At 40.3% G+C, this 20453-nt stretch carries 21 protein-coding genes; 5 read left to right on the forward strand and 16 right to left on the reverse strand.

Features of this window, described 5'->3' with window-relative positions:
• Positions 1-68: 68 nt before the first annotated feature.
• Both N8M93_RS18970 and N8M93_RS18975 read left to right on the forward strand, forming a co-directional pair.
• A complete protein-coding gene (locus N8M93_RS18970; RefSeq protein ID WP_261134207.1) occupies positions 69-1037 on the forward strand; it encodes an ABC transporter substrate-binding protein in 969 nt (322 codons plus the stop codon).
• Positions 1038-1228: 191 nt separating this feature from the next.
• Positions 1229-2362 carry a zinc-dependent alcohol dehydrogenase gene (locus tag N8M93_RS18975; RefSeq protein ID WP_261134208.1) on the forward strand — a complete coding sequence of 378 codons (1134 nt, stop codon included), beginning with the start codon at positions 1229-1231 and terminating at the stop codon, positions 2360-2362.
• 45 nt (positions 2363-2407) lie between these two features.
• On the opposite strand, the gene N8M93_RS18980 is transcribed toward N8M93_RS18975, so the two are convergent.
• From N8M93_RS18980 to N8M93_RS18990, 3 genes are read right to left on the reverse strand one after another with little or no spacing between them, the layout of a single operon-like run.
• A complete protein-coding gene (locus N8M93_RS18980; RefSeq protein WP_261134239.1) occupies positions 2408-2947 on the reverse strand; it encodes a GNAT family N-acetyltransferase in 540 nt (179 codons plus the stop codon).
• 23 nt (positions 2948-2970) lie between these two features.
• The gene (locus tag N8M93_RS18985; protein ID WP_261134209.1) at positions 2971-3306 is read right to left on the reverse strand and encodes a helix-turn-helix transcriptional regulator; all 336 of its coding nucleotides are present in this window, start codon (positions 3304-3306) and stop codon (positions 2971-2973) included.
• A 6-nt stretch (positions 3307-3312) separates the two neighbouring features.
• Positions 3313-3720 carry an SRPBCC domain-containing protein gene (locus N8M93_RS18990; protein ID WP_261134210.1) on the reverse strand — a complete coding sequence of 136 codons (408 nt, stop codon included), beginning with the start codon at positions 3718-3720 and terminating at the stop codon, positions 3313-3315.
• Positions 3721-4225: 505 nt separating this feature from the next.
• Between N8M93_RS18990 and N8M93_RS18995 the strand changes: the two genes are divergently transcribed.
• The 3 genes from N8M93_RS18995 to N8M93_RS19005 all read left to right on the forward strand — a co-directional run bounded on the left by N8M93_RS18995 (position 4226) and on the right by N8M93_RS19005 (position 7368).
• Positions 4226-4918 (forward strand): response regulator transcription factor, encoded by a 693-nt coding sequence (locus N8M93_RS18995; RefSeq protein WP_261134211.1) that lies wholly within the window; start codon positions 4226-4228, stop codon positions 4916-4918.
• Positions 4915-6006, forward strand: coding sequence for a cell wall metabolism sensor histidine kinase WalK (locus N8M93_RS19000; protein WP_261134212.1), 1092 nt, complete (start codon positions 4915-4917; stop codon positions 6004-6006). The genes N8M93_RS18995 and N8M93_RS19000 overlap by 4 nt, the downstream gene beginning before the upstream one ends.
• Before the next feature lie 72 nt (positions 6007-6078).
• Complete coding sequence (locus N8M93_RS19005) at positions 6079-7368, forward strand: cell wall-binding repeat-containing protein (RefSeq protein ID WP_261134213.1); 1290 nt, start codon at positions 6079-6081, stop codon at positions 7366-7368.
• Positions 7369-7426: 58 nt separating this feature from the next.
• Here N8M93_RS19005 and N8M93_RS19010 read toward each other — a convergent pair whose 3' ends face one another.
• The 13 genes from N8M93_RS19010 to glmS form a co-directional block, all read right to left on the reverse strand.
• Positions 7427-7915: a GyrI-like domain-containing protein gene (locus N8M93_RS19010; protein WP_261134214.1), complete on the reverse strand. Its 489-nt coding sequence runs from the start codon at positions 7913-7915 to the stop codon at positions 7427-7429.
• 155 nt (positions 7916-8070) lie between these two features.
• Positions 8071-9126, reverse strand: a complete 1056-nt coding sequence (locus tag N8M93_RS19015) for a cell wall metabolism sensor histidine kinase WalK (protein ID WP_261134215.1) — start codon at positions 9124-9126, stop codon at positions 8071-8073.
• Positions 9113-9799, reverse strand: a complete 687-nt coding sequence (locus tag N8M93_RS19020; RefSeq protein ID WP_261134216.1) for a response regulator transcription factor — start codon at positions 9797-9799, stop codon at positions 9113-9115. The genes N8M93_RS19015 and N8M93_RS19020 overlap by 14 nt, the downstream gene beginning before the upstream one ends.
• Positions 9800-9814: 15 nt before the next feature.
• Complete coding sequence (locus N8M93_RS19025; RefSeq protein ID WP_261134217.1) at positions 9815-10426, reverse strand: peroxiredoxin; 612 nt, start codon at positions 10424-10426, stop codon at positions 9815-9817.
• Positions 10427-10443: 17 nt separating this feature from the next.
• The gene (locus N8M93_RS19030; protein ID WP_261134218.1) at positions 10444-11157 is read right to left on the reverse strand and encodes a cytochrome c biogenesis CcdA family protein; all 714 of its coding nucleotides are present in this window, start codon (positions 11155-11157) and stop codon (positions 10444-10446) included.
• A gap of 51 nt (positions 11158-11208) precedes the next feature.
• Positions 11209-11874, reverse strand: coding sequence for a hypothetical protein (locus tag N8M93_RS19035; protein WP_261134219.1), 666 nt, complete (start codon positions 11872-11874; stop codon positions 11209-11211).
• A 173-nt stretch (positions 11875-12047) separates the two neighbouring features.
• Positions 12048-12269 carry a hypothetical protein gene (locus tag N8M93_RS19040; protein ID WP_261134220.1) on the reverse strand — a complete coding sequence of 74 codons (222 nt, stop codon included), beginning with the start codon at positions 12267-12269 and terminating at the stop codon, positions 12048-12050.
• A 416-nt stretch (positions 12270-12685) separates the two neighbouring features.
• Positions 12686-13585: a nuclease-related domain-containing protein gene (locus N8M93_RS19045; RefSeq protein ID WP_261134221.1), complete on the reverse strand. Its 900-nt coding sequence runs from the start codon at positions 13583-13585 to the stop codon at positions 12686-12688.
• A gap of 182 nt (positions 13586-13767) precedes the next feature.
• Positions 13768-14607 (reverse strand): nuclease-related domain-containing protein, encoded by an 840-nt coding sequence (locus N8M93_RS19050; protein WP_261134222.1) that lies wholly within the window; start codon positions 14605-14607, stop codon positions 13768-13770.
• A gap of 616 nt (positions 14608-15223) precedes the next feature.
• A complete protein-coding gene (locus N8M93_RS19055; protein ID WP_261134223.1) occupies positions 15224-16153 on the reverse strand; it encodes an LCP family protein in 930 nt (309 codons plus the stop codon).
• Between the two features lie 86 nt (positions 16154-16239).
• On the reverse strand, positions 16240-17631 hold the full coding sequence (locus tag N8M93_RS19060) for a glycosyltransferase family 2 protein (RefSeq protein ID WP_261134224.1): 1392 nt from the start codon (positions 17629-17631) through the stop codon (positions 16240-16242).
• Positions 17632-17859: 228 nt separating this feature from the next.
• A complete protein-coding gene (locus tag N8M93_RS19065) occupies positions 17860-18147 on the reverse strand; it encodes a hypothetical protein (RefSeq protein WP_261134225.1) in 288 nt (95 codons plus the stop codon).
• A gap of 235 nt (positions 18148-18382) precedes the next feature.
• A complete protein-coding gene (glmS, locus tag N8M93_RS19070; RefSeq protein WP_261134226.1) occupies positions 18383-20185 on the reverse strand; it encodes a glutamine--fructose-6-phosphate transaminase (isomerizing) in 1803 nt (600 codons plus the stop codon).
• Positions 20186-20453 lie beyond the last annotated feature (268 nt).

Below are 20453 nucleotides of genomic sequence, written 5' to 3' on the forward strand. Positions count from 1 at the left end.
AAACAGTTATAAACTACTAATTGTGAATGAGATTCATTATCAATAAAACATTCGGGAGGACATTACATATGCAAAAATGGAAAGGTTTCAGCTTATTTGCACTTATGTTGACATTCGTTGTTGCACTAGCAGCATGCGGAGGAGGATCTGGAGAAGGATCTGAAGAAAAGAAAGATGGAGATAAATCGAAATCTACTATCACTGTTGAACATGCGATGGGAAAAACGAAAGTCCCAGAAAAGCCTGAACGAGTGGTCATCCTTACAAACGAAGGAACAGAAGCACTACTTTCTATGGGTGTGAAGCCAGTAGGCGCTGTCCAATCGTGGCTTGGTGATCCTTGGTATAATCACATTGCAGATGACATGGAAGGTGTAGAAGTCGTCGGTACAGAAAGTGATATCAACCTTGAAAAAATCGCGTCATTGAATCCTGATCTAATCATCGGGAACAAAATGCGTCAGGAAAAGTTTTATGATCAATTGAACGATATTGCACCAACAGTATTCTCAGAGCAATTACGCGGTGACTGGAAGATCAATTTCGAACTTTATGCAAAAGCATTGAATAAAGAAGAAGAAGGTAAGAAAGTGTTGGCAGACTTCGACCAACGTATTGAAGATATCAAACAAAAGCTTGGCGATAAAGTCAATCAAGAGGTTTCCGTAGTCCGCTTCTTGGCAGGAAATTCACGTATCTACTTTAAAGATTCTTTCTCTGGAGTCATCCTCGAGCAAATCGGGTTCAAACGCCCTGAGCCACAAGATAAGCCTGACTTCGCTGAAGAAGTGACAAAGGAACGTATTCCTGACATGGAAGGCGACATCCTCTTCTACTTCACCTATGAAACAGGTGATAAAGAAGCGTCAAAAACAGAAGAAGAATGGACGAATGACAAATTGTGGAAGAACCTTGATGTCGTAAAAGATGGAAATGCACACCGTGTAAGCGACGCTATTTGGAATACTGCCGGCGGTGTAAAAGCAGCGAACCTGACATTGGATGACATTGAAAAATACTTCAAAATCGAACAGTAATTAAGCTTAATGAGAACGTGCAGCCCTTTGCGGTTGCACGTTTTTTGTTGTTCCCTCTGGCTTCGTTTTCCATGACCTTCCCCTTCTGGTACAAATGTAGGAGTTATAAGGATGCGATAAAATTTTAGTTTATCCCTATTACTATACGGAAATAGGAGTACTAAGCTTTTTAATAGAGGATGGTGGAAACAATGAAGGCTGTAACTTTTCAAGGGAAAGAGAAGATGCAAGTCAAAAAAGTAGAGGATCCGACTATCCAAGAGAATACGGATATGATTGTGAGGATAACAGCAAGCGGAATTTGTGGATCCGACCTTCATCTTTATAAAGGCGGAATAGAACCGGAAGAAGACTATGTTGTCGGCCACGAGCCGATGGGAATTGTAGAAGAAGTTGGCTCTGAAGTTACGAGATTGAAAAAAGGAGATCGAGTCGTCATCCCTTTCAATATCGGTTGCGGAGATTGTTTCTTCTGTAATAATCAGATGGAAAGTCAATGTGACAACTCGAATCCTCATGGGGAACCAGGCGGTCTATTCGGTTTCACTGAACTGTTCGGGAATTTTCCTGGTGGTCAAGCCGAGTACTTGAGGGTTCCTTATGCCGACTTCACCTCATTCAAAGTTCCTGAATCAAGTGAACTGGATGATGAAAGTGTATTATTTCTATCCGATGTCATCCCTACCTCCTACTGGAGTGTCGAACATAGCGGTGTAAAAAAGGGAGATACGGTAGTCGTTCTGGGAAGCGGTCCGATCGGTTTGATGTCTCAGAAATTCGCCTGGTTGAAAGGTGCAAAAAGAGTTATAGCGGTCGATCACGTCGATCATCGTCTCGAACATGCCCATAAAACGAACCAAGTCGAAACCTATAACTTTAAAGAACACGAGGAAATCGGCTCACTCCTGCACGAAAAAACAGAAGGTGGAGCTGATGTTGTCATCGATTGTGTCGGTATGGACGGTACCGTTCCACCTAACAAGGAATTCGGTTCTGATCGGGATAATCAATTTGGAACCATCAGCCCGATTGTGACAGCCTCTGAGTCAGTTAGAAAATTCGGCACTGTGCAATTGACAGGTGTATACGGTACAGAAGCAAACAGCTTTCCACTTGGTGACTTTTTCAGCAGAAACGTTTCATTGAAGATGGGACAGGCACCCGTCATCCATCTGATGCCAAAATTGTATGAAATGATTGAAGACAAGATCTTCGATCCAACGGATATCATCACACATAAGATTCCATTGGAAGACGCGGCTAAAGGCTATGACATTTTTGATAAAAAAGAGGATGGAAATATCAAAGTCGTGTTGAAGCCGTGAATATGATAGGTGTAAAAAAGTGCAACCATGTATAAGGCTGCACTTTTAATCCATTGGGTTGATGATTGCCAACACTTGATGATCTTCCCACTTCCCATTGATTTTCACATTTTTTCTGGCTATGCCTTCTTTATGGAAACCAGCTTTCTCCAGCACACGGATTGAACCGATGTTATGTGGCATTACTCCCGCTTCGATCCGATGCAGGTTTAATTCGTCAAAAGCATACTGGACAATCAATTTCACCGCTTCTGTCATATACCCCCTGCCATTATGTTCCTGATCGAGGAAATATCCAACGAAAGCACCTTGAAGAGAACCACGTAGCACTTGGAATAAATCTATTGTACCGATTAAAATATCCTCATCATTCTTATAGACTCCGAAATGATAGCCAAGATCCTTCTCCCTATTCTGATTGAATTGATGTATTCGTTCCTTTTGCCCTTCTATCGTGTAATAATCTTCATTCCGGCTCATCGAAAATTGTTGGAAGAAATCGCTGTTCCTGACATTTAACTCGTGTAGTGCCTCGACTTCTTTCAATTCAATTGGTTTAAGACAGACCTTATCCCCTTTAATCATACCCATCCCCCGTTCCCTCTCCATTAAGAATTCGAATCTGATTCTTCATTTTCAACATAATGCTTGAGCATATTGAGTTTGTTTTCCCAGAACTTTTCATAATACGCAAGCCAATCCTTCACCTCTTTTAATGGTTCAGGATGTAATTGATAGATCTTATTCCTCCCCGATTTTCTTCCGCTTACCAGATTTGCCTCCGAAAGAATCCGTAAATGCTTCGATACCGCTGTACGAGTCATGTCAAAATGCTCTGTCAATTCGTGGAGAGCCCGATCATTCTGTGCAAGAAGCTTCAATAACTCTCGTCTTGTCGGATCAGCTACTGCTTGAAAAACATCATGTCTAGGAGCCGCTGCCATGGTACTTTACACCTCAACATACTCTTTTAGTCTCGGAAGTACTGCCTCTCTCCAACCATGATCCATTCGCTCTCTGACATCAGCATGCGTATCACCGGTTTCTGTGACTTTCGTTTCGTCCCAACCGGCATGGATCAATGTGAACTCGGTTTTTCCTTCAAGATCTTTAAGTTCGAAAGTGACCTGCCAATCCTCTCCCCAAGAAAAACTCAGGCGATTCGGTGGATCGAGTTCTGTCACTTTACACGGCGAGATTCCATATGGGGTATGTAGAGAAAATTCATGTCCGAGATCAGCTTTAAAATCGTTTGGCATGAACCACTCGGCAATTCCCTCAGAAGTTGCTACTGCTTCCCAAACCTTTTGGATCGGTGCATTGAATACAGATGATTGTTTGATTGTCTCTACTGTCATTCCATTACCTCCTATAAACTTCGAATAGCCAAGCCTTTAGCGCAGGCTGAGCTTTACTTGAGCTTATATGAAGAAAGTATTTTATACTCTTCATATATAAAAGAAACCTTTTGGTGTCACATAAATTATACGAAACCTTTTAGTTTCATGTCAAACTTCTAGATTGCTTGTCTATTTATTTTATGCTTTGCTTTACTTTATTGTTGATTTTGGCGAAATTAACTACCCCCTTTCCGCGGGTGAACGAAAAGCGCAAGCGACTAATCACTGGGGCTAGATTCTGTGTTTGCTCACTCATAATTGCCGCTAGAGGACGTTTGAAGTGATTCCAAGTGATCGGTCGCTGAGCACAGTGCCTCAGCGGGTTTTCGCCTGGACCGCTTTTTCAGCAGAAGTGTCTCAAATTTCGATTCAATCAAATATTGTCAGAAATCTACAGTATTATTTTACAAAACCTTATTTTAAAATACAGTTAAAATAAACATGAAACTCAAGGAGAGTATCTATGAAACGTATTCTTATCGTCGATGATGAAAAGAAGATTAGAGATGTCATTTCCTCCTATCTCCAAAAAGAGGGGTATGAAACAGTAGAAGCGGATTCCGGAAACGAGGCGTTGAAAGCCCTCGAAACTACACCAATTGATTTTCTCATCCTGGATTTGATGCTGCCTGATCGATCAGGTGAGGAAGTTTGTCGTACTATTCGCCAGGAGCATTCCTTACCAATTTTGATGTTGACGGCAAAAGTGAAAGAAGACGATAAAATCCAAGGGCTGTCGATCGGTGCAGATGATTATATGGTTAAACCATTCAGCCCAAAAGAGTTGATCATGCGAGTAAAAACCATCCTTCGACGTGCAAACGACGATCAACTTTTAGCCGATCGGATCTCCTACAACGATGGAAATCTGACAATAGATCAAGCAACCCAAACTGTACGTCTTCAAGGGGAAAACCTTTCGTTGACTCCGAATGAGTTCAAACTTCTTGTTGTTCTCGCAAAACATCCCGGGCGGATATATACCAGAAATGATTTAATTGAAAAAGTGTTAGGTTTTGATTTTGAAGGGGATACAAGGACCATCGATCAGCATGTCAAAAATCTCCGTTATAAAATTGAAAGAAACCCAAAAGAACCGGCTTATATCACCACTATTTACGGTATGGGGTATAAGTTCACAGGAGGCAGAACGTGATAAAAGGATTGCACGGTCGTTTAGCTCTAAGTTTTATTATTGTCACCTCTACTATTCTAGTCATTGCGAGTATCATCATCATGTTTGAGATCCATTACCATTTCGACATGGCTAAAAGTGAAACGTCAGGCAGCCATGACCTGAACACATATAATCTTCATTTAGAAAAAGCGATGCTCGAATCAATACTTTGGACTTCGATAGGAGCACTCGTCCCTGTTTTCATAGTTAGCTATTTCGTAGCGAAAAGATTAGCTGCTCCTTTAATACAAATGAGGCATGCCGCCGAGCGGCTGGCAAAAGGGGACTGGAATACGCGTATCCATATGAATAATAGTGACGAAATAAGTGAACTTGCAGACTCATTCAATGACCTTGCACGCCAACTTCAAAATCAAGAAACTTTACGTAAGAACATGACAGCTGATATTGCACATGAGCTCCGCACACCATTAGCCACCTTGAAAAGCCATATGGAAGCTTTTGAAGATGATGTATGGAAACCTACAAAAGAACGTTTGGGGTCCTGTACGGAGGAAATCGATCGGCTGATCCACCTTGTTGATGATTTAGAACAACTTAATACCATGGAGTCACCAGAATTCAAATTGAAACTAGAACAAGTGGATATCGACCTGGTCGTCACACAAAGCATCGAATCTGTCCAAAGTGCATTTCTGCAGAAAAACATCACTTTAGTGAAAGGAAACATTCATCGTTCCAAGGTCATGGTAGATTCGGAGAGAATGATACAAGTCGTAATGAATCTTTTAACGAATGCGTTGAAATACACTCCATCTGGCGGAAGGGTCACGGTTACAGTTGAAAAGAAAGACCAATCCATTCTTTTATCTGTCATTGACAACGGAATTGGGATGCGTAAAGAGACTGTCGATAGGGCCTTTGAAAGGTTTTACCGTGAGGATCCTTCAAGAAACCGGCAGTCAGGCGGCAGCGGTATTGGTCTCGCCATTGTAAAACGCTTGGTCGAAGCACATTCTGGGCAAGTTTGGATTCATAGTAAAAAGGATGCCGGTACGACCGTGTATGTCCAATTGCCTATTTTTAGAGAAGAGGAAACAATTTGAGGGTTTCTTCACAACTTCTTCATAATCCTCTAGTAAAGTTATCTCACAAATGGACTTCACGGAGGTAAGAAGATGAAAACGCCGAGTTATTTAAAACTACTAATGATCGTGATGACAGTTATTGCCTTAGCTGCATGTAATAATGCTACTGACAATCAAAGTGATATGGAACATGAGGAAAAAATGAAAGAAAACGAACAACATGACGAGCACGGGTCTGATGAAAAAAATGGTGAGGATACATCCGATAAAGGATTGAAGGTTACAGCACCTTCAGACTTTAACGATAATGCCGAAAAGAACCTTCTTGTATCAAACTCAAAGAATGTTACAAGATTAAACACGACTGATCCTGTAGAAATGGCTGTTATGACATCGCAGACCATATGGCCATCCACCCATAAAGAAAACCGACCAGGTGCCATCATTCTAGCACCACTAGAGGACTGGGCCATCTCATCAGCGAGTGCTGACCTCATCCATCACCCAAACGATGGTCCTCTTCTCTTCATCGAGAAAGATAGCATCCCGGAAATCACCAGGAATGAAATCGACCGGTTGAATCCAAAAGGGAATATGACCGGGGCAGAAATCATGGTTATGGGAGACGTGGATGATTCCGTCATAGATTCACTTAAAGGATATGAGGTGAAACACATTAAAGGAGATGCCCCAGCAGAATTCGCAAAAGAAATCGACAAAACCTATGCAGAAATGAATGAAAAATACCCTGAAAGTGTGATCGTTGGATCACTTGAAGATGATGACCAGCTGTATACGACCCCTGCTGTAAACTGGATTGCACACATGCCAGAACCGTTGTTGTATGTTTCAGAGGATGGTGTCCCGGAAGCTACGAAACAAGCACTGGAAAAAAGAAAAGGGAAAGCGAATATCTACTTGTTAGGCCCGGAATCCATCATTTCAAAAGACACTGAAGAAGTGTTATCTGAATATGGAAAAGTAACAAGGATCAGCGGAGAAACACCGATTGAAAATTCAATCGCGTTTGCACGATTCAAAGATAAAAACACCAATTTCGGCTGGGGATTGACTGATCCTGGACACGGTATATCATTCATTTCATCCTCTACACCTGACCTGGCACTTGCGGGAGCTCCATTTGCCCATCTAGGCAAACACGCACCAATGGTCTGGTTGGAGGATGGCCAATTAAATCAGACACATTATGAATTCTTTTCTGATATCAAACCGACTTTCAAAGACAACCCGACAAATGGACCGTATAATCATGCCTTTTTGTTAGGAAATAAGGAGGCTGTCTCTTTTAAGGTCCAGGGAATCATCGATGATAAGCTCGAAATTGTCAAAGAGGGCGGCGGCGAACATGGAGGCCACTAGATGAAAAAAACGCCTTTAGCTAGGCGTTTTTTTTGTAGAAAGGAAATGATATATTTTCTTATTCCACAGGTAAATGCAGGGTGAACTCAGAATCCTCACCTTTAAAGGGAAGGAAAAGTTCGAATCCGAAGTTGTCGATTTTCTTTAAACCCTGGTTCTGAATCCATTCATGCAGATAAGGATACGGATCAAAGTTGTCTGTTTTCGGATCGAATCGAAGAGTGGCGTATTTCCTTGCTGGAATGACTTTCGAAATCATTTCCTCGGGAATGGTGTCGAAGTTACTCACTTCAACCGCTGCTATCCATGTGAATTCTTCCGTATCTGGATTCCAATTAGGCGGGTCGACAAATACCCCATAGGAGACAGGTTCATTGATGCGATTCTTGATCTTATAAATGTGGTTTTCATAGAAATCACGCACCATTGCAGGGATTTTCTCGTGACGTTCCGCCATAGTCGTTGAACATGACATACCGACCAACTTATATTCAGTCTTTTCGACAATACTAGGCACTGAAGACTTTGTTTCGATGCCCTCACTCATATTATCAACTCCTGTAACCAATAGTCTACACCCAAACCATTTCTACAAGGATCACCCATTTCCTTCCTGGTGCCTGGCACCGACTGATAACCCTTGGGGGAGAAGGGCCAAATTGTCGTGCCTGGCACCGAAGAAGTGTTGCACTAAAGAAGTAGCTATTGTGGGATGGTGATCCAAAATGTGTGGTGGTTGTTATGGGTTTGGAGTCCAGCTTGGCCGTTCATTTTTTGGGCAACTTGTTTCACTATAGCGAGCCCAAGCCCAGGGCCTCCTGTTGATCGTTGACGTGATTGATCCAAACGATACATTGGGTCGAAAAGTCGATCCGCTGCATCTTCCGGGATCGGCTGTCCATCATGGGAAATGGAGACGATGTACTGATCATCTTCAGCCTTCCCATTAATTTGGACATACCCTTCAACATCGAATTTCGCGACATTATCGAGCAACTGATTCATTATGACGTGTAGGGCTTGTACATCGACTTCAATAACAGCCGGCTCCACGTCTGTCATCACTTCAATCCCAGCTTTTCCTATGACTTCGATTTTTTTTAGTTCATTATGCATCCAATCACTGATATCGATTATTTCTGGATTCAAGTCTGTTTGGCCACTTTCCCACTTTTGAAGCTCATTCAATTTTCCAACAACGCTGATCATATTGCTGCATTCTTGCTTCAACAAACGATAGGTGGAATCATCCTCTTTAAAAATGCCCTCTTCCAACCCTTCTAAATATCCTTTCAGTGTTGTTAATGGGGTCCTTAATTCATGAGCGAGGTCACCGACCATCTGCTCTTGTTGCTGTTGTAAATGATGAAGCCTCTTCAACATCCGATTCACTTCATTCGAGATTTCACTGATTTCATCCTGAGACGTTGAATCGACGACGATTGATTCTTTGTTTTCCGCTCCTCTTTTAGCTGATAGGAATAAAGACTTCAAGGGCTGAAGAATCTTTTGGGCAAAAAAGAGATGGATGACCACCGTCAGCACCAGCGCTACTATTCCGGAGTATATTTGATAGGTCTCGATTGTTTGTCTGAATTGTTTGGCCTGCGCTGCTGATTCTGAATACTGATTGAACTGATAACAGGCGAATTCTTTTATTGAAAATCCAACGAGAACGATCACCAACAACGTCAGGAAAAAATTAAGCAGGACCCATTTGTGAATCATTTTTCCGCTGAACCGATTAATAAGCCACAAATTGATATCCCACTCCTCTCACTGTTCCAATCAAATCTTCTTTCCCTTTCCCGATTTTCTCACGCAGTTTCCCGATATGCACATCGACCGTCCGATCACCAACGATTTTTTCATGGTTCGGATACAATTCATCTATAATTTGACCGCGAGAGAGAATCTGACCGGGGTGTCTCATCAGATAATAGAGCAGTTGAAATTCATGATGGGTAAGCTCGACTACTTTTCCATCGACTCTCACTTCCATTTTGATAGGCTTTAACGTAATCCCCTGGTAACTGAGTTTACTGCAACGATTTTCAGTCCTACGGAGAACAGTTTCCACTCTGGCAACCAATTCTTTGGGACTGAATGGCTTTGTGATATAGTCATCCGCTCCCATCCTCAAGCCGTTGATCCTATCCGTTTCGCTGACCTTTGCGGTGACCATGATCAACGGGGCGTTACTCTTCATGTCTTCACGGATCCAGCGGCAAACAGACTCTCCACTCTCACCAGGGAGCATCAAATCCAATAGAACGAAACATGGATCACTCTCTTGAAAAATCCGTCTAGCTTCCTCTCCATTTTCTGCTGTCCATACTTCATATCCCGCAACTTCCAAATAACGTTTGATCAGTTGAAGAATATTCGGATCATCTTCAACTATTAAGATGGTTTTCCCTTTTGTATTCATATACGATCCATCCTGTCATTGATTCATCATTGCAATTTGCCTCTTAATGACATCTTGGTTCATTGCACCTACAACTTTATATTGAATGACACCCTCTTTGTCAATAAAGTAGCTTGTCGGATAACCTGTTACTTCATAGGTATTTGTCACTTTATGCTTCAAATCCATGACAACAGGAAAGGTAAGCTCGAAATCTTCTTCAACGAATTGTTTGACATCCATTTGGCTTTTTTCAGTCTTTGTCATATTGACCGCTAAAATAACAAAATCTTTATCCTTATTCGCTTCATAATACTCCTGCATCTCAGGCATTTCCGCACGACACGGTGGACACCACGTAGCCCAGAAGTTCACGATGATATTTTTACCTTTGAAGTCTGAAAGCTTTACAGATTGTCCATCCATTGTTTCTAAAGTGAAGTCTGGGGCGATATTTCCTTGTTTAATTCCGGTTACCTTTTTTGCATCATCATTATCATCCTTGTTCTCGGAATCGGTTGATGCTGCATTTTGATTCTCATTACTGGTATTTTCTTGCGCACCGCTTCCATTTGTTTGGAAATGATCATAGATTCCCCAGGCGACAAGCCCTGCCAAAAACACGACCGGTAAGATCTTTTTTATCATCTTTCAGATGCCCCCTTTTATGTAGTACTTGATATGACTGTTAGCCAAGCACTGATTTTTTGAAGTTGTCCTGTGAAAAGCAAGAAGCCTAATATGATCAACATCCAACCACTGATCAGCGATATCTTTGGAAGCCATTTGTTGACTCTTTTTGTAAACGCTAGAGAGTATGTGATGATGATTGCAATCAGTAAAAATGGGATCGCCATCCCGAGTGAATAGACGATCAGCATGAAAATACCTGTCATCATTGTCCCGGATGATCCTGCAAGAATAAGAATGGATGATAACGCGAGTCCGATACAAGGAGACCAGCCTGCTGCGAAAACCATCCCCATCAGGAGGGAACGCCAGCTGTTTTTTTCCATGGTATGGTCCATACGCATACGCTTTTCACTCATAAATAACTTTAATTTTAAAATTCCTGTCATCTGCATACCGAAGACGATGATGAGCAGACCGCCTATTTTTGTGAAAAGATCACGAAAATCGGTGAAAAGTTCGCCAAGAAGGCTGGCTGATGCCCCTAAAAGTACAAAAATGATACTGAAACCGATGATGAACATGATCGATCGGCTTAGAACAATTCGTTTATTGATAGAAATTTTATTATCCTCTATCGTTGAACTAGTGATACTTGCAACATAGGCAGGAATCAATGGGAAAACGCATGGGGAAAAGAAAGATACAACACCTGCAGTGAATGCGATGAGGACTGTCACTTGTTCCATCTATATCATGTCACCTCCGCTTCTTGTCTTCCTTAGCATATCCGGGAAGTGTTAAGATTTCATAAAGTTGGTTTTTTTGTGTGACAAAATGATCGCTATGATGCTGACGACAATGTATGTCCATTGACTGAATGATAACCCGAGCAGTATGGGGATCTGCGGTTTGTAATATGAAAGTGCTATACTCCCTAAACTGAACCACATCAAGATCTCCGGCCATAAAGGCTTGTCCGCTTTATATTTCACAACCCAATATGCTAACAGGCTGAGGTACAAGACGATTTCGAACAACCATACGATGGAAAACGGCTGGTCGAGCATCAGTCTCCCAAGCGTGTATGTACATAACGCTGTCAATAAAGTCAGCAACGTCATATCCATATAGACCGAAAAACCCAATGCCTCTTTTTTTGAACGTAAAAATAAATACAGCAGAACTGCAATGAAACCGAGTACTACACCTTTCTCTCCGCCAGTAAAATAAAGTAGTGCTATTGGATTCTGAAACGTCTGGAATAGATGAAAAACGGCATAGCTCCCTTTCCATACAAGTAGAAACACCATAGCAGCGTTCCAAACCGATTCTATGACACGAGGGTCTATGCCTTTCACTTTCGTCAATACTTTCACTACAAGGTAGCTCACAAGCGCAGCTACAACATACAAAATCCATTTCTCTTTGATCATCAAAGGACCGATGAACCAAACATCCTCCATTTGAAATCCCCCCCTCTCAAAAAACACTCTACCACCTTATTATAAAGAAATGATAAAGATGGTGCCTGGCACCGTTTCAGACCCCTTGAGCCACATGAGATTACAAACAGTGCCAGGCACCAACTGAGAACCCTTGCCGGAGAAGGGCCGAATTGTCGTGCCTGGCACCGAGATCATATTAGTGAAGTTGCGGAGAAGAAGCTTTTGTAGTAAATTGCTCGTGATTTATGGAAATATTGCAGCTCTGCGTATTTATAGTATGCTGTGGAATTTCCTGCATAAGCCATCTTATGACGTTCATAATGTTCGGCTAATGCTGCATGCTTCAAGAACTGTAGTTGAGCTTCTTGAACTGATTTTGGCTGTTGGGATTGCATTTGGCGATAATGATCCATTTTCCGTCCCCCTTGTGACATATTGCTTCATTTTATGAATAACAGGGTTGTATTGTATCAAAGGACAAAAAAAAGAAGCCGGCATGTGCCGTGCTCCTTCTATCGTGGGTTTAAGAATGTTTGTTTATATTCGGGTTTTCTTCTTGGACCATCGTTTGGTTTAAGTAGAATTTTGTTAGATTTGCGGGGATTGGATGTATAGGTTGTTTTGTCGGGCTTATGGTCCAACGACTTTACAACTTGCATTATTATCCCTCCCTAACTTGACATGGTGTATAGTACATACCCTTTATTAATTCTATTAAAACATCTTTTTCGACTTTTTATAAAAAACTTATTATTTTTTCACTTAAATTGTTGATATCCGCGAAACACATCCTCCATAAACCAACTAAATAGTTGTAAAAATGATCCTCTTAAGTCGTGATATGAACATTTTCAATGAAGTTCTTCATTTCTTCAATCTCAGCTACAGAATATAAATCCGCTCTTCCTTCTATTTCTTTGACGAAAAATTCATAGAGCGGTTCAACCTGATCAAAGACGAGAGGAACAACATTTGATGAGTAGTTAATAAGATTCGTATTATTGTTGATATAGAGGATAGGCGTCATATGAATATTCCCATAATGCTGCTCAAGCAACGCGTTAATTGTCTTATAGCCGATCATTACCTGTTTGGTTGGTTCATCAATCGAACGCACCTTCAACTCAGAAGGATGATTCTCATTATGGGAATAGATAATCGTCTTTTCAGTTTCTTTTTCATCTGGTGAAAAAAGATTATCATGGAGGAATGGGAACTCCGTAGCTTTTTCTTTCGAAATTCCATATAAAATTTTCCCCTCCCAATTTTTCGTATTGATAAGGTAAATTCCTGTCTTCATCACAATCAAGTGATCGATTTTCGTTGACTGTACCTCTCCATCAGCCGTTTTATATGGAATGAACACATTGGCCATCATCAACATCTGCAATGAATCGATTTTTCCATTCGAAACAAGTTTTTTCTTAAGATCAGTCAATATTTTATGTGTATGGATTTCACTCGAACTTCGAGAGAATTTTTCGACACTATGGATATATTCTTTAAAGTCATTGATCTTCAACTCATAACTTTCCTTGACGTTCTCAACCTCTGATTCCTTCTCTTTCTTAAAATTAGTTTCGATCTCTGCAATGCTGGCAGTCGCTTTCATTTGATATTCTTCTATCATTTCGTCATAATCCCTATGCTTCTTCTTCACAAATAATAATAATCCAATTACGATGCAAATTAATACGAGAATGATGGCGATAAAAAATATAGTCTCCATAAACAATTTCCTCTCCATTTGTCCTTTTTATTTATAGACTTCGAGAAAACCTTTAAAGCTTAGTTCGTATCATTCACATTAAAGGGATTGAAATAAAAAAGCCCCTCCCTGAAAATGGTTGAGACCTTTGTCAAAATGACATGTTTTATAGCGGATTTTCATTATCATGCTGTTGGGTTCGTTCAATAACCAATACTTAGGCTTTCTATTACATTTTTTATCTTTTCCAATTCAAACTCTGAATGAATCTTATTTCCTTCTTTCAATTGTTTCAAAAAGAATTGATGAAGTTTTGATTTATCGTCAAACACGTAAGGGGTTTTAGAGTGTGAATAATTAACAAAATTGTATTCATCATGATCAAAATAAAGGATAGGTACAGTAGAAAAATGACCTAATTGGTTTTCAAGTAATTGATTGAGAGCGGCAACTCCCGTCATAACATGTTTCTTCGGATCATCAACTGGAATTACATTCAATCCGTTTAAATTCTCTCTATCTTTCCTAAGTACAATGGTTTTTTCACTCTGAACTTCCTCCGAAGGAAAAAGATGATCGAGAATGAGTGATAAGTCTTTTGCTTTTCCTTTTGTTACACCATACAATACATCCCCAGTGAATTCATTTGTATCAATGATGTATACTCCGGTCCTCATTATTACAATATGATCGATTTTTACAGGGTATATTTCTCCGTCAGTTGTTTTATTTGGCAAAAAAACATTAGACAAGATTTTCATTTGCCCCTTTTTGATTGCATAATCAGCAACCAATTCTTTCTTTATTTCGGTCAATATATTATGTGTATTCGCTTCACTTGTCGTTCTAGAGAGCTTTTCTACGGTATGAACATATCTCTTATATTCTTTTATTTTACTTTCATAACTTTCCTTGACCTTATCTGCCACCTTTTCTTTCTCTTGCAAAAGATCATTTTCAACTTTAGTAAGACTTGCGACCGCTTCTGTTTGGAACTCTTCAATCATTTCATCATAATCGACATGTTTTTTCTTAATAAACACGAGCAGTCCGAAGATAATACACATCAGTACTAGAATTACTCCAAGAAAAATTAGCGTATCCATAGCAAAACCCTTCCCCTATTGATTTCTTTTATAGATTTCGTGGTCTCCTGGTTTGATTAGGTTCGTCTTAAGAAAATTGGTTTGTATTTACATGGAAGCAAATTGCTTAGACTCTCTTTTACAATCAGGATAAAAAGAGGGAGATCAGTTCATCCCTCTTTGCCGTTGGCACATTTCTAAAAGATTGTTGCTTTTGAGTCATTTTTAAAAAATCACCTTGCGCAATTTGATTTGAGAGCAAGGTGCGAGACTCCTCGAAAATGAAAATCGCATATTCTTCGTGCGATGTAACGCTGCCGAAGCTTCCCTTGTCCTGCGGGATCATCGGGACAGGTGAGACCATTCCATGTCGCAAGTCGACGAGTGGGCTCACCGCACGCCCCGTGGAAAGCGAGCATCCTGGAGCGGAAATCAACGACTTTTAAAGAAAACTTGGCGGGACCAAGCCTTTTGTAGGTCGAGCCTTAGTTGCCCTTATACTGAAGAAAGTATTTTTTACTTTCTTTAAGTGCAAGAGCAACAACGTTTGCGAAAACAGCCTTGTCGTTTGCTCCTAACTATCAAAGTCCAAGTGCTTTTTCAGCCCATCAGAAACAGTACGGAGCTTTTCTTTATCAGGCACATAATAATAGGTACCTTTTATTTTTTTGTCCGCTCCGTCTATTTTGTGCTGCTTTATGTTTTCACGAGCATTCTTATAATTCGATTGAACCTTCCACATATCATTGAATGTTAAATTCGTTTTAACATTATGTTCGACAACTTTTACGATTTCACCGAATTTCGTTATGGAAGATATATGCGCTCCTTTATCTATCACTGCTTCAATCACTTTACGTTGACGGATTTGTCGCCCGAAGTCACCACGTGGATCTTGCTTCCTCATCCGGGCATATATCAACGCTTCTTCACCGTTCAGCCTTATTTGGCCTTTTGGAAAGTCCATCTTTTTATAAGTGAAAGTTGAATTATTAGTATTGAAATCCAAGTCATTATTAACCTCGATGCCCCCAACTGCATCGACGATTTGTACAAAGCTTTTCATATTGACCTTCACATAATAATCCACTGGAACATCTAAGAGATTTTCAACAGAGGCAATCGTCATCGCAGCCCCTCCAACATGATAAGCAGAGTTGATTTTATCTTCAGCACCTTTTACCTTGGTGTAGGTATCACGCGGGATACTTACCATATGCGTTGATTTAGAATGAGGATTGATGGTCAATAAGATCAACGAATCTGATCGCCCTCGCTTTTCACCAGCTGCTTTATCGATCCCCATTACGAGTATGGAAATCGGATCACCTTTCTTGAGATCGATCTGATCATGGTGTTCTTCGAATCTGGGATTTCTTTCAATATCGATATCTTCATGTATACTTGATGAAGCAGACGTCAGGAATTGCCATGCAAAACTTCCTGCACCCAAAGTCACTACAGTACTGAACGTTAATATAAATAAAATCATTTTCTTAAACATTAATTCTCTCACCCGCTAAAGAAAACTTATCAAAGCCAAGCCTTGGGCGTAGGCAGAGCCAGTAGTTGCACTTATACTGAAAAAACTCATGCTGCGTGCCTGGAGTCAGTATGATAATTCCGCCCCGTCCGCTTAACTTTGTTCCACTTTCTGTTAAAGAAATAAGAAATACTACCATACATTACAAAATACATCGTTACAAAACGATAAACAAAAATATCAAAAATAAGCGCTGATATTAAACGGAAACTATCTTTCCATTCAAATGAAAACCCGTAATGCCTACCAATCGCAATGGCTACCAGATCGTATACTAGACCAAAGACAAAAAGCCAAAACAAATAAAAAAACACGTAATTCAAATAAGAATTTTCAGGGTCGTGTAACATGTTCATAAGCATTATGCCTGTCATTACGAAAGAAGCAAGGGTTCCAACCAGGAACGTTTCGAAAATATAGAAGAAAGATACGGCTTTAGTAAATAACGTTTTACCAAAGAAAGAACGGAAATGAACAACGCAATCGATATATGCTTTTTGCCACCGTAAACGTTGCTTGGTCAAATCTTTCCATGTCTCGGGTAATTCGGTATAACCAACAGCATCTGCTATAAAACTGATCCTCAGATTTTTATGTTTAGCCATATATTTATGGACTCGCAAGGTAATGTCAATATCTTCACCAATTGTTTTTCGATAACCGCCTACATCTAATAAAACCTGTTTTCTAAAAATCCCAAACGCTCCTGATATGACTGCCAAAGCTTTAAAACGTACAAGGGAAAGTTTTGAGATATAAAATGCTTTTAAGAAATCTAATACCTGGACACGTACCAGCATATTTGCAAAACGTAAAGACAAGCGGTTCAATGGTTTATTCGTTTTTGTCTGTAAAACGTGGACCATCCCGCCTGCTGCAACTACACCCTCATCCTTCATCACATCGTTGACAGCCGATAATGCATTATCAGCAAGAATCGTATCTGCATCCAATGTAATGACCACATCATTTCTTGCATATTCTATACCTGCATTCAAGGCGTCGGCTTTTCCGCCATTCATCTTATCGATTACATAGATATTAGGGTACAGTCCTGACTGATAGGTCCCCTCTATCCTCTCATGAATGAGCTTACTAATTGAAGACATCGAGCATGGTGTAAGCAGGAGTAATTCCTTCATAAAGGTCATTGTATCGTCTGTAGAACCGTCATTAATATAAATGACTTCAAATTGTGAATAGGATAATTCTTTCATACTCTCGATTGAAGTCTTTAAAATCCTTGTTTCGTTATAACAGGGAATCAATATGCTTATTCCCTTTTCCTCTTCATATCCATGATCGATCATCCATTTTTTCAATTCAGGATCTCGTCTGATCCGCTCATTATGCTCACGAAACCAGGGTAGACAATGATATAAATGTAATACCGGAAAGGTGACACTTAATAAGAAAAATAATGCGATAAGTATTTCCAACAAAAACACTCCTTAAGGCAAAACACAAATAGAAACTATTCTGCCTTAATAATAGTTCCTAAAAGAATGTATATTTTAGTGGGTAATTAGTCGAAAGAATACGAAACACCTATCCCAAATCAACACTTTCGTGGTAAATATGTATTAGATAATAAGTTAAAAATGGCAATTTGACCTTCAAGAGGAAAGGCAAGTCATCGCTTGGATCAGGGACTTTTACATGAGTTTTCAAATTTTATCAAAATGGATGATTATAGCCAAAACAACAAACCCCAGAACAATCTTAATAGCACCATAAATAGGAAAGTAAATTTTGATACTGTAATCAGGAATTGAAAAAATCGTATTCGCTACAATGTTCTTCTGGATGCTCTCAATATTGTTATCCTCATCCAAAGATCGTGCACGGATCTGGACCTTTTCTTTCCATCTGTGAAGCCAATACGGCAAATAATAAGGAGCTGCAAGTAGGAGAGTACCCATCAACCAATAATAAATAACCAAACATAAGATCATTGAACATCACCTTGAAATAGACATCAAAATCGTTTCGTTCTATAGGATGGTCGATATGATGAAGTCATATTCAGTTTCAAGTTTTCTTAAAGAAAACTTGGCAAGCCAAACATTACAAACTTGATCAGACATCAACAGTTTTATTGAAGCTGAATAAAAAAACGTGCTTGAAGATTTCTCAATCCTCAAGCACGTACTTATGAACTAATTTTTTATTAATTTAATTAAAATTTAATTATTCAACCGTTACTGATTTAGCCAGGTTACGCGGCTTATCTACATCGCAGTCACGGTGCAGTGCTGCATAATAGGAGATCAGTTGCAACGGTACGACGCTTACTAACGGTGTCAGCAGTTCATTGACATCTGGAATGACGATGCGATCTTCTTCGTCATGTAATGATTCTGAACTGATTGTGCATGTGTAGGCGCCACGTGCAGCTACTTCCTTCACGTTTCCACGGATGCTCAAGTTCACGTGTTCTTGTGTAGCAAGCGCGATGACCGGTGTACCTTCTTCGATCAATGCGATCGTACCGTGTTTCAGCTCTCCTCCCGCAAATCCTTCTGCCTGGATGTACGAGATTTCTTTTAGCTTCAACGCACCCTCAAGTACAACGTGATAATCCATTCCGCGGCCGATGAAGAAGCAATTGCGTGTTACTGCAAGGTATTCACGAGCGATTTTTTCGAAATCTTCCTTCTGGTCACACATTGCTTCGATTGCGTTAGAAACAACACTTAACTCCTTGATAAGATCGAATCTCAACTCTATACCCTTCGCATCCGCTGTATCGCTAGCCAATATGGATAGGACCGCAATCTGCGCTGTGTAAGCTTTTGTAGACGCTACAGCGATTTCAGGACCCGCATGAAGAAGCATTGTATAATCCGCTTCACGAGAAAGTGTAGATCCTTGAACGTTGGTAATTGTCAATGCCTTATGACCAAGCTTTTTCACCTGGACGAGGACAGCACGGCTATCTGCTGTTTCCCCACTCTGAGAAATAAAGATGAACAATGGCTTCTCAGATAGCAATGGCATATTGTATGAAAACTCACTCGCAATGTGTACTTCGACAGGTACTTGAGCCATCTTTTCAATAAGCTCTTTCCCTACAAGCCCAGCATGGTAGGATGTACCACATGCAATGATGTAAATACGGTCCGTTTTCTTCATCGCTTTCCTGATATCATCATCAAGTTTCAAGTTGCCTTCTTTATCCTGGTACTGGTTGATGATGTTACGGATTACAATTGGCTGTTCGTCGATTTCTTTGAGCATATAGTGCGGATACGTCCCTTTTTCGATGTCAGAAGCATCAAGCTCTGCTGTGAACGGATCACGTTCCATCACTACACCATCTAGATTTTTGATTGTGATGTCCTCTTTTGTGACGATTACGATTTCTTCATCCATCAACTCAACGAATTGATCCGTCTTTTGAAGCATCGCCATAGAGTCACTTGCCACAACATTGTACCCATTACCTACACCTACAAGTAACGGACTCTTGTTCTTCCCTACATAGATCGTTTCAGCATTTTCGTTATCTAAAAGTGCAATTGCATAGGATCCCTTTAAAAGAGATAATGTTTTACGGAAAGCCTCTTCGACTTCAAGGCCATCTTTTACAAAAAGATCGATAAGCTGAACGATGATTTCCGTATCTGTTTCACTTTTCAATTCAACGTTTTTCAAAAACTCTTTTCGCACTTGTGCAAAGTTTTCGATCACTCCGTTGTGTACAAGTGTAAAACGTTCTGTCGAGCTTTGATGAGGGTGCGCGTTGACTTTGCTTGGTGCACCGTGTGTCGCCCAACGTGTATGTCCGATCCCGATGGTCGCAGGCACTTCCTCATCCACGTTCTCCCGCAATGTCGCAATGCGTCCTTTCTCTTTGAAAACATGAACACCTTTTTCGTTCATTACTGCGATACCAGCCGAGTCATAACCACGATATTCGAGCTTTTCCAGCCCTTTTAATAAAATTTCTTTCGTATCTTCATTTCCAACATAACCAACAATTCCACACATTGAAATAAACCTCCCTGTTGGGGGAAAGCACCATTCACTTATATTCAATATTTTTCATATTTTAATCAAGTGAAAATAAGGGGTTTCTTTACCCCCAACATTTAAAATTTTAGTTTTACATCATATCCATACCTTTGTTCACAAAGTCGCCTTAGTGGTTTCAGTATGAATTTTCCGGTTTGATGTAAGACCGAGAGGCATCCGCCGATCAGATTCGATAAACCTCTTTCCTCGTCAACTATTCCATACACCGCCGCGGTGTCGGCCT

Source organism: Bacillus sp. Marseille-Q3570 (genome assembly GCF_946151055.1).
In the GTDB taxonomy this organism is placed as follows: Bacteria; Bacillota; Bacilli; order Bacillales; family Fictibacillaceae; genus Pseudalkalibacillus.

What these genes read in the sequence shown, in the direction of transcription:
- N8M93_RS18970 (WP_261134207.1), top strand. Translation starts at nt 69, where the DNA reads ATGCAAAAATGGAAAGGTTTCAGCTTATTTGCACTTATGTTGACATTC.
- N8M93_RS18975 (WP_261134208.1), top strand. Translation starts at nt 1,229, where the DNA reads ATGAAGGCTGTAACTTTTCAAGGGAAAGAGAAGATGCAAGTCAAAAAA.
- N8M93_RS18980 (WP_261134239.1), bottom strand. Translation starts at nt 2,947, where the DNA reads ATGATTAAAGGGGATAAGGTCTGTCTTAAACCAATTGAATTGAAAGAA.
- N8M93_RS18985 (WP_261134209.1), bottom strand. Translation starts at nt 3,306, where the DNA reads ATGGCAGCGGCTCCTAGACATGATGTTTTTCAAGCAGTAGCTGATCCG.
- N8M93_RS18990 (WP_261134210.1), bottom strand. Translation starts at nt 3,720, where the DNA reads ATGACAGTAGAGACAATCAAACAATCATCTGTATTCAATGCACCGATC.
- N8M93_RS18995 (WP_261134211.1), top strand. Translation starts at nt 4,226, where the DNA reads ATGAAACGTATTCTTATCGTCGATGATGAAAAGAAGATTAGAGATGTC.
- N8M93_RS19005 (WP_261134213.1), top strand. Translation starts at nt 6,079, where the DNA reads ATGAAAACGCCGAGTTATTTAAAACTACTAATGATCGTGATGACAGTT.
- N8M93_RS19010 (WP_261134214.1), bottom strand. Translation starts at nt 7,915, where the DNA reads ATGAGTGAGGGCATCGAAACAAAGTCTTCAGTGCCTAGTATTGTCGAA.
- N8M93_RS19020 (WP_261134216.1), bottom strand. Translation starts at nt 9,799, where the DNA reads ATGAATACAAAAGGGAAAACCATCTTAATAGTTGAAGATGATCCGAAT.
- N8M93_RS19025 (WP_261134217.1), bottom strand. Translation starts at nt 10,426, where the DNA reads ATGATAAAAAAGATCTTACCGGTCGTGTTTTTGGCAGGGCTTGTCGCC.
- N8M93_RS19030 (WP_261134218.1), bottom strand. Translation starts at nt 11,157, where the DNA reads ATGGAACAAGTGACAGTCCTCATCGCATTCACTGCAGGTGTTGTATCT.
- N8M93_RS19035 (WP_261134219.1), bottom strand. Translation starts at nt 11,874, where the DNA reads ATGGAGGATGTTTGGTTCATCGGTCCTTTGATGATCAAAGAGAAATGG.
- N8M93_RS19040 (WP_261134220.1), bottom strand. Translation starts at nt 12,269, where the DNA reads ATGGATCATTATCGCCAAATGCAATCCCAACAGCCAAAATCAGTTCAA.
- N8M93_RS19045 (WP_261134221.1), bottom strand. Translation starts at nt 13,585, where the DNA reads ATGGAGACTATATTTTTTATCGCCATCATTCTCGTATTAATTTGCATC.
- N8M93_RS19055 (WP_261134223.1), bottom strand. Translation starts at nt 16,153, where the DNA reads ATGTTTAAGAAAATGATTTTATTTATATTAACGTTCAGTACTGTAGTG.
- N8M93_RS19065 (WP_261134225.1), bottom strand. Translation starts at nt 18,147, where the DNA reads ATGATCTTATGTTTGGTTATTTATTATTGGTTGATGGGTACTCTCCTA.
- glmS (WP_261134226.1), bottom strand. Translation starts at nt 20,185, where the DNA reads ATGTGTGGAATTGTTGGTTATGTTGGAAATGAAGATACGAAAGAAATT.